This is a genomic window from Acinetobacter sp. YH12108 (assembly GCF_013419055.1).
Taxonomy (GTDB): Bacteria; Pseudomonadota; Gammaproteobacteria; order Pseudomonadales; family Moraxellaceae; genus Acinetobacter.
On the sequence record NZ_VPAW01000017.1, the window covers coordinates 35,427 to 48,596 of the forward strand.

At 45.0% G+C, this 13,170-nt stretch carries 11 protein-coding genes and 1 tRNA gene; 4 read left to right on the plus strand and 8 right to left on the minus strand.

Annotation, left to right across the window (positions count from 1 at the left end; genetic code table 11):
• The first annotated feature begins 3 nt into the window (after positions 1 to 3).
• The 3 genes from rlmD to FTU46_RS11570 all read left to right on the plus strand — a co-directional run bounded on the left by rlmD (position 4) and on the right by FTU46_RS11570 (position 4,457).
• Positions 4 to 1,380, plus strand: coding sequence for a 23S rRNA (uracil(1939)-C(5))-methyltransferase RlmD (rlmD, locus tag FTU46_RS11560; protein WP_180105030.1), 1,377 nt, complete (start codon positions 4 to 6; stop codon positions 1,378 to 1,380).
• Between the two features lie 44 nt (positions 1,381 to 1,424).
• Positions 1,425 to 3,734 (plus strand): bifunctional (p)ppGpp synthetase/guanosine-3',5'-bis(diphosphate) 3'-pyrophosphohydrolase, encoded by a 2,310-nt coding sequence (locus tag FTU46_RS11565; RefSeq protein WP_159123078.1) that lies wholly within the window; start codon positions 1,425 to 1,427, stop codon positions 3,732 to 3,734.
• Between the two features lie 93 nt (positions 3,735 to 3,827).
• On the plus strand, positions 3,828 to 4,457 hold the full coding sequence (locus FTU46_RS11570) for a hypothetical protein (protein ID WP_180105031.1): 630 nt from the start codon (positions 3,828 to 3,830) through the stop codon (positions 4,455 to 4,457).
• A gap of 76 nt (positions 4,458 to 4,533) precedes the next feature.
• Here the strand turns inward: FTU46_RS11570 and secF are convergent, their stop codons facing one another.
• From secF to queA, 8 genes are all read right to left on the minus strand, one after another.
• Positions 4,534 to 5,508 carry a protein translocase subunit SecF gene (secF, locus tag FTU46_RS11575; RefSeq protein WP_171064806.1) on the minus strand — a complete coding sequence of 325 codons (975 nt, stop codon included), beginning with the start codon at positions 5,506 to 5,508 and terminating at the stop codon, positions 4,534 to 4,536.
• Positions 5,509 to 5,515: 7 nt separating this feature from the next.
• Positions 5,516 to 7,414, minus strand: coding sequence for a protein translocase subunit SecD (gene secD / locus FTU46_RS11580; RefSeq protein WP_159123076.1), 1,899 nt, complete (start codon positions 7,412 to 7,414; stop codon positions 5,516 to 5,518).
• A gap of 52 nt (positions 7,415 to 7,466) precedes the next feature.
• Positions 7,467 to 7,796 (minus strand): preprotein translocase subunit YajC, encoded by a 330-nt coding sequence (yajC, locus tag FTU46_RS11585; protein WP_004783613.1) that lies wholly within the window; start codon positions 7,794 to 7,796, stop codon positions 7,467 to 7,469.
• 100 nt (positions 7,797 to 7,896) lie between these two features.
• Positions 7,897 to 9,027 (minus strand): tRNA guanosine(34) transglycosylase Tgt, encoded by a 1,131-nt coding sequence (gene tgt, locus FTU46_RS11590; protein ID WP_004783611.1) that lies wholly within the window; start codon positions 9,025 to 9,027, stop codon positions 7,897 to 7,899.
• Positions 9,028 to 9,149: 122 nt separating this feature from the next.
• Entirely contained in the window at positions 9,150 to 10,004 is an 855-nt protein-coding gene (locus tag FTU46_RS11595; RefSeq protein ID WP_180105032.1) for a DUF4303 domain-containing protein, read from the minus strand.
• A gap of 111 nt (positions 10,005 to 10,115) precedes the next feature.
• The gene (locus tag FTU46_RS11600) at positions 10,116 to 10,685 is read right to left on the minus strand and encodes a LemA family protein (protein ID WP_180105033.1); all 570 of its coding nucleotides are present in this window, start codon (positions 10,683 to 10,685) and stop codon (positions 10,116 to 10,118) included.
• 24 nt (positions 10,686 to 10,709) lie between these two features.
• The gene (locus FTU46_RS11605; protein WP_180105034.1) at positions 10,710 to 11,738 is read right to left on the minus strand and encodes a hypothetical protein; all 1,029 of its coding nucleotides are present in this window, start codon (positions 11,736 to 11,738) and stop codon (positions 10,710 to 10,712) included.
• Positions 11,739 to 11,756: 18 nt separating this feature from the next.
• A complete protein-coding gene (gene queA / locus FTU46_RS11610) occupies positions 11,757 to 12,791 on the minus strand; it encodes a tRNA preQ1(34) S-adenosylmethionine ribosyltransferase-isomerase QueA (protein WP_004783603.1) in 1,035 nt (344 codons plus the stop codon).
• 167 nt (positions 12,792 to 12,958) lie between these two features.
• Here queA and FTU46_RS11615 point away from each other — a divergent pair.
• A tRNA-Leu gene (locus FTU46_RS11615) sits at positions 12,959 to 13,045 on the plus strand.
• The last annotated feature ends 125 nt before the right edge of the window (positions 13,046 to 13,170 follow it).

Here is a 13,170-nt window from a genome sequence, read left to right on the forward strand (position 1 = left end):
TTCATGAAACGTCGAGTACAACCACGTCCAGCGCCGCAATCCGAGTATATTTTTCAGGTTGAATCACTCTCACATGAAGGACGTGGCATCGCTCACTATGGTTCACATCCGGATCATCCACTTGAAAAGCATGGCAAGAAAGTCTTTATCCGCTATGCCTTGCCGGGTGAAACCGTACGTGCCCGCATTACCCGTGAAGTCAAAAAACTGGAAGAGGCGGATAGCCTTGAGTTGCTCAGTGAGGCTTCCGAGATCAGGGTCAAACCTGTGTGTCCACATTTTGGCGTATGCGGCGGCTGCAATATGCAGCATATCCATCCAGATGCCCAAATTGAACTTAAGCAGAATGTTCTGAAATCACATTTGCAGCATTTTGCCGGGATTCAGCCTGTAGAATGGCTGCCACCGTTACGTTCACAACGTGAAGATTACCGTCGTAAAGCCCGGATTGGGGTGCGTTATCTGCCTCAAAAAGAAAAGTTGGTGGTTGGTTTTCGTGAGAACCAGTCCAATAAGCTGACTTCGATTGACCGTTGTATGATTCTGGATCGCGAGTTTGGAGCGGTTACACGTCTTAAACAATTGCTCCAAAGTCTCGATGGTCAGGCAGATATTGGTCATATAGAATTGGCTATGGGTGATCATGACATTGCGTTGCTCATTCGTGAAACCGCAGAATTATCGGTAACAGATGTCAACCGATTGCGCCAATTTACGTTAGAGAAAGGTTGGCAGCTTTATTTGCAACCTGCAGGCCAAGATTATTTGAAGCGGATTGATGAGCCTGAACAGGCAGCACGCTTACACTATGGTCTTGATGACTTTGATGTGGAATTCGGTTTTAATCCATTGGACTTCACTCAGGTCAATTCAACGATCAATCCGCAAATGGTGCGCTTGGCATGTGATTTGCTTCAATTACAGCAGGGCGAACGCGTTCTGGATCTGTTTTGTGGATTAGGAAACTTTTCTTTGCCACTGGCGCGCTGTGTTGGTGCGTCTGGTCAGGTGGTTGCGGTTGAGGGAAGTGAGGAAATGGTGCAACGCGGTGCGGAAAATGCTAACAATAATGGTATTGCACAAGTTTCGTTCTATTCACAAGATTTAACCAGAGATTTTTCGCACCAGTCTTGGGCAAATCAAGGATTTGATGCATTATTAATCGACCCGCCACGTGCTGGAGCAGAAGAAGTCATGCATTATATTCCTCAGTTTGGTGCCAAAAGAATCGTTTATGTGTCATGTAATCCTGCTACGCTTGCAAGAGATGCAGGGCTACTGGTACAACAGGGTTATCAGCTAACCAAAGCCGGTGTGATGGATATGTTTACGCATACCGGACATGTCGAGTCGATTGCCTTGTTCGAAAAAGAAAATTAAATAAACGATCAAAGAGATGATGTATCTAAAAGTAGGAGAAGGGTATGGTCACAGTACGTGAGCAACTGCCTGGGCGGCTCAATGAGTTGTCACAGGAGGCGACTGTAGAACATGCCGAACAAGCACAGCAGGATCTGACTGAATGGTTAGATCGGGTTCGTGGCATATTAGACGGGGCTCCCCTGAAGCAGCTCGAAGAAGTTGCCCGTTTAACCTTAGAAAAAGAGCTACAAAGTACGGTTCAGCATCGCTCTAATACCTTCTATACCGGTATTGAAATGGCGGATATTCTCGCGCATCTCTATGTCGATGAAGATACCTTGTCCGCTGCCATGCTTTACCGCGCAGTACGTGAAGGCGTCATGCCACTGGCAGAAGTGCAGGAAAAATTCGGTGAACAGGTCTACAGTCTGGTCAAAGGCACGCTGTCCATGGGTAAGCTGTCTGAGCTGATTGAAAAAAATAAACGCCTGGAAGATCACTTTAATAATAACCAGCGTGAACATCTGTCTGGCATTTACAAGATGCTGATTTCAGTGACAGAAGATGTCCGCGTCGTGTTAATCAAGCTGGCAGAACGTACCTATGCACTGCGCGAACTGGCCAATTCTTCACGTGAACGGCAAGAACGGGTCGCACGAGAAATTCTCACCATTTATTCTCCTCTAGCGCATCGTCTCGGGATTGCCCAGTTGAAATGGGAACTCGAAGATCTGGCCTTCCGCTATCTGGCGCCAGAACGCTATAAAGAAATTGCCTCTTTGCTGAATGAAAAGCGTCTGGAACGTGAACAATATATTCAGTTCGTGATTGATAAATTGCGTGAAGAGCTGGCAGAACACGGCATTGAAGCTGAAATTAACGGCCGGGTGAAGCACATTTATTCGATCTATCGGAAAATGAAAAGCAAAAGCCTGAGCTTCGACCAGCTGTATGACATCCGTGCGCTGCGTGTATTGGTGAAAAGTGTGCCTGAGTGTTATCACACGCTCGGGATCGTACATCAATTGTGGCGACATATTCCGCATCAGTTTGATGACTATATTACCAATCCGAAGGCCAATGGTTATCGCTCTTTACACACAGCTGTGATTGCGGAAAACAAGTCACTTGAAGTGCAGATTCGTACTTATACGATGCATGAAGAGGCTGAACTTGGCGTATGCTCACACTTCAACTATAAGGAAGGTTCGAAAAATACCGATACTTCCTTTAATCATCGTCTGCACTCCCTGCGTGCAGTGATTGAGCATTATCAGGAACGCAATGAAGCCAGTGCACATAAGGATGAAGAAGAGGAAGTTGAAAATTTTGAGCATATTCAAGATTTTGAAGGCTTTGAAAAAATCTATGTGTTCAGCCGTGATGGTGATATTAAAGAGTTACCACGAGGGTCAACCGTACTCGACTTTGCCTATCATGTACATACGGAAGTCGGTAACAAATGCTATGCGGCCCGGGTCAACCAGCGCTATGTGCCTTTAACCTATGCCTTGAAAACCGGGGAACAGGTTGAGATTCTGACCAAGAAAGACCGCGAACCAAATCGGGACTGGTTGGTTAATTCACTGGGTTATATCAAGACTGCACGTGCCCGTGACAAGTTACGTCACTGGTTCCGTCAGCAGGATCGCAGTAAGAACCTGGAAGTGGGTCGTGAAATTCTGAATAAAGAATTGGCACGTCTAGCAATTCACCCGAAATCAATCGACTTGGGTGATTATTGCAACCATTTCAATGTGAAAAGTGGTGAAGACATTCTGATTGGTCTGGTGAATGGTGATATCAGCCTGCATGCCCTGATCAATCAGGTGAACCGTCATATGCATCTGGATCAGGATGAGCCTGAACTGGTGCTGAAACCAGCCTTGAATCCGCGTGCCAGCCATACTTTGTCTGCACATGGTATTCTGATTGATGGTCTGGATAACGTCGAACTGCATGTAGCCCAGTGCTGTCAGCCGGTGCATGGTGAATCGATTGCGGGTTATATTACGCTGAATCGCGGTGTAAGCATCCATAAGGTGGCTTGTCCGGATTATGTACGCATGATCTCGCAGGAACCGGAACGTGCGGTAGAAGCCGACTGGGAGATGCAACCGACTCGCGGTCAGAGCGTGCAGATCGTGGTGGAAGCCTATGACCGTCGTGGTTTGCTCAAAGACCTGACTCAGGTGATTTTCTCAGATCAAATCAATATCCGTCAGGTAAATACCATTTCAGAAGCGGATGGTATTGCCAATATGAAACTGTTGATCGAAGTTAAAGGCCTGGCTCAACTTTCCAAATTGCTGGCCCGTCTTGAACAGCAGCCGGGAATTATCAGTGCGCGCCGTCTGGTACAAGGCAACTGATTCTATTTAGGCATGATTAGAAAAGCCCGCAATTCAATTGCGGGCTTTTTTGTTATAAGGTGTGCTGAAGAGGGAAAAGAGCAAATAATAAACATGAGTGCCACAGAAATATTTGAACTGAGACGAAATAATCTGGCCAAAGTGATTGATCAGTTGATTGATAGCCAGCAGTTTAAAAATGGCAAAGAGATTTGCGAGAACTTTGGTCTGTCTGCAGCTTATATTACCCAGCTATTGAACAGTAAGCGCCAGATTGGAGAAAAGGCCGCACGCGAGCTGGAGCAGCAACTTGGTTTAGAAAGTTTAATATTGGATCGTGCTCAAGCACCTGTTATTGAAGTGGCATCTAGTCCTGTAAAAATAACTTTGTTCCAGATGCAGGTTGTTGAGCAGCAAGCCTTTAAACTGAAAGCCATAGATTCGGTAGAAGGGCTTTTACCGTGGTTTAAATCAGAACCTCAGTATTATGCCATTCAGGTGACAGGACGTTATTATTTCCCGAGTATAAAAGCAGGCTGGTGGTTGGTCTGTGATGCGCAAGCCGTATTACAGTCATCTGACTTGGTGTGTCTTTATTTAATTAATGGACTGCAACTCATTGTGGAGCTGATGTCGGAAAACCAGGACAGCTATCAGATCCAAAGTCTGGATGAAAGCCGCAAGGTTAGTTTCCAGAAATCTGATGTAGCTAGAATCCATCCTGTGATTGCCATAGTGCCTTAGCATTCAATTTTCTTAGACCAGAAAAAATTCAGCCCATCATAAGATGGGCTGAATAGTGAAATCGAAAACGGGCAGCTTATGGAAGCTGATTTTCGTCTTCAAATTCTGGTTTCACCTGAACAATAAAGTCCTGGCGATTCAGACCGCGCCACAGGGCAAAGGCTGTACCGATATAGATCGAAGAATAGGTACCGACAAAGACACCCACAAACATCGCAATCGAGAACCATTTCAGACCAGCACCGCCCATGATCATCATGGCCACTACAACCAGTAATAAAGTCATAGAAGTATGAATGGTACGGCGTAAGGTTTCAGTCAAGGCAATATTGATAATTTCAACAGGTTCGGCACCCCGGATCTTACGGAAGTTCTCACGGATACGGTCAGAGACCACGATATTATCGTTAAGTGAGAAACCGATGATCGCCAGTAGTGCAGCCAGAACCGTAAGGTCAAATGGCCATTGCATCATGGCAAAAATACCAATCGTCACCACGATATCGTGGAACAATGACAGTACCGCACCCATCGCCAGTTTGAACTCAAAGCGGATAGTGACATAGACCAGCATCAGCAAGAGGGCAAGAGCAACTGCACCCGCAGAACGCACATACAGCTCATTACCGACCTGTCCACCGACTACATCGACCTTAGGTACCTGAGCCGCATTGCCTGGCAGCTGAACTGCTGCAGTAACGGCTTTGGTAAGGTCTTCTGCTTCAATATCTTCCTGAACCGGCATACGTACCATCAGGTCACGTTCCGAGCCCAGAGTCTGCACGACAGCATCATCAAAGCCAGCTTTGCTGAGTGCCTGAGTTACATCATCAGGTTTTACCGGATTGGTATAGTTCAGCTCTGCTGAGACACCACCAGTAAAGTCCAGACCGAGGTTCAAGCCTTTGGTCGCAATAAAGAAGATGCTGGCAACCGTCAGGATGATAGAGAACACTGCCGCAGGCAATGCAATCTTCATAAACGGAATGATACGTTCGTCTTCAGGGCGACCGTACTGTTTCTGATTCAGTTGAGTATTTTCAGTCATCATCGATCTCCTAAATGCTCAACTTTTTCAAGTTACGTTTTTTGCCATAGATGATCTGTACGATCGCACGGGTTACGGTAATCGCCGTAAACATCGAGCAGACAATACCAATCATCAGGGTTACAGCAAAGCCTTTGATTGGACCAGTACCAATTGCGAACAGAATGAACGCGACCAGGAAGGTAGTTAAGTTCGAGTCGAAAATGGTGTTATAGGCTCGATCATAACCGGCCACAATTGCCTGTTTCGGCGAGGCGCCCCATTTCATTTCTTCCCGTATCCGCTCACAGATCAGTACGTTGGCATCGACCGCCATACCGATGGTAATCACGATACCCGCGATACCCGGCAGGGTGAGGGAAGCGCCAATCCATGACATCACTGTCAGAATCATCGCCAGGTTAACAACCAGTGCGAAGTTGGCAATCACACCAAACAGACGGAAGAATACGACCATCCAGATTGCCACTAAAATGAAGCCGATTTGAGTAGAGAGTACGCCTTTATCAATATTTTCCTGACCCAGACTTGGACCAATCACACGTTCTTCAACGAAATACATTGGCGCAGCCAGCGCACCGGCACGTAGCATCAAGGCAAGCTCAGAAGCTTCCTGAGGTGAGTCCAGACCGGTAATACGGAATTGAGAACCCAATACTGCCTGAATGGTAGCAGCGTTAATCACCACAGATTCGGTATATGGTGTACGCACTTCAGTTTGTGCACCTGTTGCCGGGTCTTCTACGTAGCTGATCTTTTGCTTGTTCTCAATGAACAGTACCGCCATACGTTTGCCTACGGCATTACGTGTGGCATCTGCCATCAATTTACCGCCAGCGCTGTCCAAAGTAATATTAACTTCAGCACCACCAGTATCCTGACTAAAGCCAGAAGATGCATTTTGTACACGTTCACCGGTCAAAATACGGTTACGGTTCAGCAATAACTGACGACCACTGTCCAGGGATTCATAAGCAAATGCCTGAGTTCCTGCTGGAGCTGTACCACTTAATTGGCCAGTATAAGGATCGATGTATTGATCATTCAGATCAGACACCAGACGGAATTCCAGGTTCGCCGTACGACCCAAGACACGTTTTGCTTCTGCGGTATCCTGTACACCCGGAAGTTCAACCACAATACGGTTGCTACCTTGGGTTTGTACCAGCGCTTCAGCCACACCTAACTCGTTAATACGGTTACGTAAAGTAGTTAAGTTCTGGTTCACCGCATAAGATTCGATTTCCTGCTTACGCGTATCGGTATAGTTGAGGCGTAAAGTCGAACCGGTTTCAGTCGCCACTGCCTGCTGGTTGAATTCATTGCCATTACGGCGCAAGAAATCCATGACAGCAGCACGATCATCATTATTGGCAAACTGCACAACAATGGTGTTATTGCTTAAATTCAGGCTATTGAATTTCAGGTTGTTATCACGCAGCTGACGACGCAGGTCAGTTGCTGAGGTGTCCATGCGCTGTGCAATCGCCTTGTCCATATCCACTTCGAGCAGGAAGTGAACACCACCACGTAAGTCCAGACCCAGTTTCATTGGTTTGGCACCAATTTTCTGTAGCCATTCTGGAGTGGTTGGAGCAAGGTTAAGTGCTACGACGTATTCATCACCTAAACCACGGCGTAAAGCTTCTTTGGCTTTCAGCTGTGCTTCACTTGAATTTACACGTAATAAAGCAGCGTTATTACTAAAGCTATTGTCGTGAGTTGCAATATTTTCAGTTGTTAAAATCTGCTCTGCTTTTTGTACGATGCCTGCGTCAATCTGAGTACCGGCTTTGGCACCCGAAATCTGTACAGCAGGTTCATCTGGATACAAACTTGGCAGGGCATATAAAGTACTGACCACCAGGACAACCAGGATCAGCACATATTTCCATGCTGGGTAACGCATTCGTTTTCTTCTTAAAATGAAAAAGTCGTGCGGGGAGCACGACTAATTTTGATTAAATGTTATTTAAAGTGCCTTCAGGCAGAACTGAGATCACACTCGCGCGTTGAACTTTGACTTCTACACCGCGGCTCAACTCAACGACTGCGAAATCACCTTCAATTTTAGTGATTTTGCCCATTAAGCCGCCTGCAAAAACGACTTCGCTGCCTACGCCAAGGCTGTCAACCAGAGCACGGTGCTCTTTGGCACGTTTTGATTGAGGGCGCCAGATCAAGAAATAGAAGATTGCAACAAAAACCGCAATCATCAAAAGGTTAGCCATCAAGCTTGGTTGTTGTGCAGCTTCACCTGCAGCGTGAGCAGTCGAAATAAATAGGCTCATTTCATTTTCCTAAAATAAAAAACTGGTGATCAACTTGATAATAAATTGACATATTCTTGCAATTTACCCTGTCTTTTTCCTCAGCGCAAATGCTGAAAGATTAATCTTGTGGACAAGGTGGAACTTCCAGGCCACGACGAGCGTAAAAGTCCTGAACAAATTCATCAAAAGTTCCGTTATCCAGCGCATTGCGGATATCTTCGGTAAAACGCTGGTAATAACGCAGGTTATGGATGGTGCCGAGCATAGAACCCAGCATTTCTCCACATTTCTCTAAATGGAACAGATAAGCACGGGTAAAGTTCTGACAGGTATAACAATCGCAATGTGGATCAAGTGGGCTTTGATCATGACGGTATTGGCTATTACGGATACGCACTAGACCATCGGTCACGAAATAATGACCATTACGTGCATTTCGGGTTGGCATGACGCAGTCGAACATGTCTACACCACGGCGGATACCTTCAACAATATCTTCCGGTTTGCCGACACCCATCAGGTAACGCGGTTTATTTTCCGGCATTTTGTTCGGAAGATAATCCAGTACCTTGATCATTTCTTCTTTCGGTTCACCGACAGACAGACCGCCAATCGCATAGCCGTCGAAGTCAATCTCAAGCAGGCCTTTTAAGGATTCATCGCGCAGGTCTTCATACATCCCGCCCTGAATAATCCCGAACAGGGCATTTTTATTGTTGAGTTCATCATGATGATGTTTCTTGCAGCGCTCAGCCCAACGTAAAGACAGCTGCAAAGATTTCTGCGCTTCTTCATGGGTTGCAGGATAAGGCGTACATTCATCAAAAATCATCACGATATCGGAGTTCAACGTATGCTGAATTTCCATTGAAATTTCAGGTGAAAGGAAAACTTTTGAACCATCGATCGGGGAGCGGAAGGTCACGCCTTTTTCTTCAATCTTGCGCATTGCACCCAGACTGAAGACTTGGAAGCCGCCTGAGTCAGTCAGAATCGGTTTATCCCATTTCATGAAACCGTGCAGGCCACCATGCTGCTTGATGACTTCAAGGCCCGGACGCAGGTATAAGTGGAAAGTATTACCGAGGATAATCTGTGCTTTAATACCTTCAACATCACGTGGCAACATGCCTTTAACCGTGCCATAAGTACCAACTGGCATAAAGACGGGTGTCTCTACTACGCCATGTTCAAGCGTTAAACGACCACGACGGGCACGACCCGACTGACCTAATTTTTCAAACTTCATAAGAGTTCCAAATCAAGGCGAAAAAACAGTTCGCTGATTACTAATGCGAATTAAAGGGCGCTATTTTCCTTGATTCTGACCTTAAACGCCAGCATTGTAGAGAATTCACTCTGTAATTTTATTTATCGATGAATAGAGGAAATATCAGGTGAAAGAGGTAAGTTTGCAGAAAATTGCTGTAAACGCTGCATAATTTCTTCCCGGCTCAAGGCACAGCTACCATCAGGTTCAGCCGCCATGGCAGCAATATGCTGGATCAATTTTTGGATATAGATATTGCTGTCGACAAAATAAGATTCCAGCGTTAGTAAATAGGCATCCTGCGCCACTTGCAAATAGTCATAAGGCTCCATAGCCAGCATCTGTTCCAGATCAATCAGAATATCCTTATCACTTTGTGAGAGTTTTAAACGTTTATTGACTCTCGGTTGAGACAGGGTCTGTCTGAAAGCTAAAAAGTCCTGCAATAAGCGACTGTCAGAATTGAGTTCAAGTGCAGATCGGCATTCAAATTCGGTCTGGGTCGGAACGCTGAGGAAAAAGATAATCGAATCTAGATCCAGGCCATAAGCTTCAGATAATTTGCGTTTGGCTTGCTTAAAAGTTTCTAGCAATAAATCCAAGTGAGTAGCAGGAAGCTGTTTTTGTTGAGCTAAGACAGGATGGCCAAAACTATGCTGGGTTTTAAAATACTCTGCCAGCCAAGTTTTAAAAGGCACGAGTTCAGATTGTGACGAGGCTTGAGTTCTATAGCGCCATTTTCGTACATTCCAGCGATCCCGTTCGGCCAGATATTGCTGTGGATCTTCAGGGTCCTGAAAAATGCTACGTTCTGTGGAAATCGCCAGATCATCCAGCAATAAAAATTCGTCAAAGACCAGACTACAGGCATAGATGTGGTCATCCTGATAGCGGTCATACAGCTGATAAAATTCCTTGACCAGCGTCTGTTGCAAGTGTTCTAAATAATCCAGCATGATTTTTTATTCTTTTTATTGGGTTTTTATAAGTGTATTGCTTTATCTCTCGCTATTGCATCATAAGCCAATGTATTGCAAATCAAAAACTATAAAATGTAATGATTTTTCTCAGTGGAAGTTCGGACGATAGTCAAAGTTTTGAGTCACGGTCTGGTCACGGAAAGGGCGTACTGCTTTCTTTTTGAGGAACATGTTATTGATAATATTGTGTGGGAAAATCTGAATCTGGTTATTGAAGAGTTCGACATTGCGGTTGTAGATGGTAATTGCAGCGCCGACATTTTCATTCTGTTCTTCAATTTCATTCATCATTTTCAGATAAATGTCATTTGCTTTCAGTTCAGGGTAGTTTTCAATCACCACATTCAGGCTGCGCATCAGTTCTTTATTCAGGTTTTCAACCCGTTGTAACTGGGCAATATCGGCATCCTGAATATTCAGGTTCATAATGTTCTGGCGCAGTTCAGTGACTTTTTCTAAAGTTCCTTTTTCAAAACTGGAATATTGCTCAACCAGAGGTTGCAGACCATCCAGGATTTTTAGTTTTTGCCGCTCATAGCTGGCGACATCGGACCATGCACGAATAGTGGAGTTATGATGACGCACAATGCTGTTACGAATCATGATAATGGCAATAATGACCAGAAGCGGGATAATGACAAAAACAAAAAATCCCATAAAAGTAGTCCCCAGAAAAAATAATTATTTTAAAAATTGCGTCAGATCAGTATGTAACTTTTCCAATTCTATTAATTTAAACGTTCTGAGATGGCCACGCAATGTGGAAATATCGCTAATTTTATCGTGTTTACTGGATACCTCAAATAAATCATGTGGTCCCAGATAGCAGAGTATATGGCTTTCCGGGTGGAACAGTAAATCGCCCTGACGCTGTTCAAAAAAATCCGCCAGTCGAAGTACAAAACCAGGCGTGAGCATTTTGGCTATTTGCATCGGATCACTGCCAAAGAAATTTAACTTCTGGTTGGTGCGAATGTCGCTGCTGTGCCAGGGATAAGCATAAGGATAATGAAATTTCTTTCTGGAGGTAGTCACGGCTAGCCCCTGAATCTGAACATCAAAAACAAATACCCCCCAAAGGTCTTTATGTACCTGGGTCAGTTTGACCGGTTGACCTTCCTTATTGCGTACCTGAACTTCATGTACATAATGATATTGAAAGACTAGAACCTGATGTTGTTGACCATCTTCATCTTCCCAGACGGTGCTGGCATAGCGTGAAATTTCATTACTCAGAGAGCCTTGATTAAATACCGGAAAAAGACGTTTTAAATGGCTAATAAAATGTAGGGGATTCAGTGGAATAGAAATATGTTGTGGCTGCCTCTGAAAAGCCAGCTGGTATTTTTTGGCGAGCGCCTCATCTTCCAGATAACGAATGACTTCATCCAGTGGCTTTCGATGTTCATAGCTGATATAAGCCCAGAATACCAATAGGCATCCAAAGAAAACACCGCTTTGCATCCAGATATTGGCAGGCGCTACAAAGATGCAGCCAATCAGAAAGAGTCCGATTCCGGCCAGAGCAAGCGGTAAATTATTTTCAAATTTTAAGCTAATTGGGCCATTCCAGGGGTGCAAGCCATCCAATAATTCCTGATAGCTTTTGGCCTGACGACCCAGATCCCAGAGCCGGGCGATATTGCGAAACACCACTTCATTTTTCTTACGTCGAATATGAATGGAATGCTGCACAGACTCGATCGGCATCGGGACGGTTCCTGTTGGTTATTGCGCTTGATCAATCAGCATGGCATCGCCATAACTGAAGAAGCGGTATTTGCTTTCAACCGCGTGCTTGTAAGCATTCAGGATGTTTTCGCGGTTAGATAGAGCCGAAACCAGCATGAGCAGGGTAGATTCCGGTAAATGGAAGTTGGTAATCAGACGATCCACCACTTTGAACTCATAACCCGGATAGATGAAGATTTGAGTATCACCGGTCCAGCCTTTCAGTTCACCACCATTGGCCTGAGCCGCACTTTCGGTCGCACGGGTTGCGGTCGTACCGACAGCAATCACTTTATTACCACGTGCTTTGGTGGCTTTGATCAATTCCATGGATTCATCCGACACCTGACACCATTCACTGTGCATGATATGGTTTTCGATATCATTGGTGCGAACCGGCAGGAAAGTACCTGCACCGACATGCAAGGTCACAAAGGTTTTCTGAATGCCTTTTTCTTCCAGTTTCTTCAGCAACTCTTCATCGAAGTGCAGGGAAGCGGTTGGTGCAGCCACACTGGCCAGTTTTGTCGGATCGTTAAAAACAGTCTGATAACGTACTGTATCAATTTCTTCTGCTTCACGGTTGAAATAAGGTGGAATTGGTAGCGCACCGTATTGATCCAGCACATCCAGAATCGGCTGAGAAAACTCGACAATAAACAGATTTTCATGACGGCCTTGAACGGTGACTTTGACTTCATCTGGACCGATAAATAATTCTGCACCAGCTTTAGGTGTATTGCTGGCCTTGATATGACAATGCGCAATGAACTGATCCATCATACGCTCAACCAGTACTTCAACTGCACCACCAGAGGCACGTTTACCTTTCAGACGCGCTTTCATCACTTTGGTATCGTTCAGAACCAGCAAATCGCCTTCATTCAATAAATCCAGAATATCGGTGAACTGGTGATCGTGATATTGGCCATGTGCATCAAGGTGTAACAGGCGGGAAGCACTACGTTGTTCAAGAGGATAGCGAGCAATCAGCTCATCAGGGAGATCGAAACTAAAATCAGAAAGTTGCATGACAATTTACGATAAAAAAACTGCGGCTAGTATAAACTTTTTTCTTTTTTATGGCGGGAATTGCTCGATTATAAAACAAAAAAATAAGAATTGTTTTAAAATTAGGCAAATGTGTTTTTTCTGCGTTGACAAGTTTTTGAAACAGAGTAATATAGCCGTCATCCACTCCCGAGGTGGTGAAATTGGTAGACGCGGCGGACTCAAAATCCGCTGTCAGAGATGACGTGTCGGTTCGAGTCCGACCCTCGGGACCAAGATTCTGAAGAACCCCAAGCATATTAAGTCTTGGGGTTTTTTATTGCCTAAAAATAAGCACGTAGATGTGGACCTCATTGATTGATCGCATTCTGTATCTTTAATTTGGTAAGGCATCTTTCAG

Excerpts from the sequence above, each read along its gene's own strand:
- FTU46_RS11605 (WP_180105034.1), bottom strand. The coding sequence starts at position 11,738 with ATGCCGATCGAGTCTGTGCAGCATTCCATTCATATTCGACGTAAGAAA.
- secF (WP_171064806.1), bottom strand. The coding sequence starts at position 5,508 with ATGATGACTGAAAATACTCAACTGAATCAGAAACAGTACGGTCGCCCT.
- FTU46_RS11595 (WP_180105032.1), bottom strand. The coding sequence starts at position 10,004 with ATGCTGGATTATTTAGAACACTTGCAACAGACGCTGGTCAAGGAATTT.
- secD (WP_159123076.1), bottom strand. The coding sequence starts at position 7,414 with ATGCGTTACCCAGCATGGAAATATGTGCTGATCCTGGTTGTCCTGGTG.
- yajC (WP_004783613.1), bottom strand. The coding sequence starts at position 7,796 with ATGAGCCTATTTATTTCGACTGCTCACGCTGCAGGTGAAGCTGCACAA.
- FTU46_RS11565 (WP_159123078.1), top strand. The coding sequence starts at position 1,425 with ATGGTCACAGTACGTGAGCAACTGCCTGGGCGGCTCAATGAGTTGTCA.
- rlmD (WP_180105030.1), top strand. The coding sequence starts at position 4 with ATGAAACGTCGAGTACAACCACGTCCAGCGCCGCAATCCGAGTATATT.
- FTU46_RS11600 (WP_180105033.1), bottom strand. The coding sequence starts at position 10,685 with ATGGGATTTTTTGTTTTTGTCATTATCCCGCTTCTGGTCATTATTGCC.
- queA (WP_004783603.1), bottom strand. The coding sequence starts at position 12,791 with ATGCAACTTTCTGATTTTAGTTTCGATCTCCCTGATGAGCTGATTGCT.
- tgt (WP_004783611.1), bottom strand. The coding sequence starts at position 9,027 with ATGAAGTTTGAAAAATTAGGTCAGTCGGGTCGTGCCCGTCGTGGTCGT.
- FTU46_RS11570 (WP_180105031.1), top strand. The coding sequence starts at position 3,828 with ATGAGTGCCACAGAAATATTTGAACTGAGACGAAATAATCTGGCCAAA.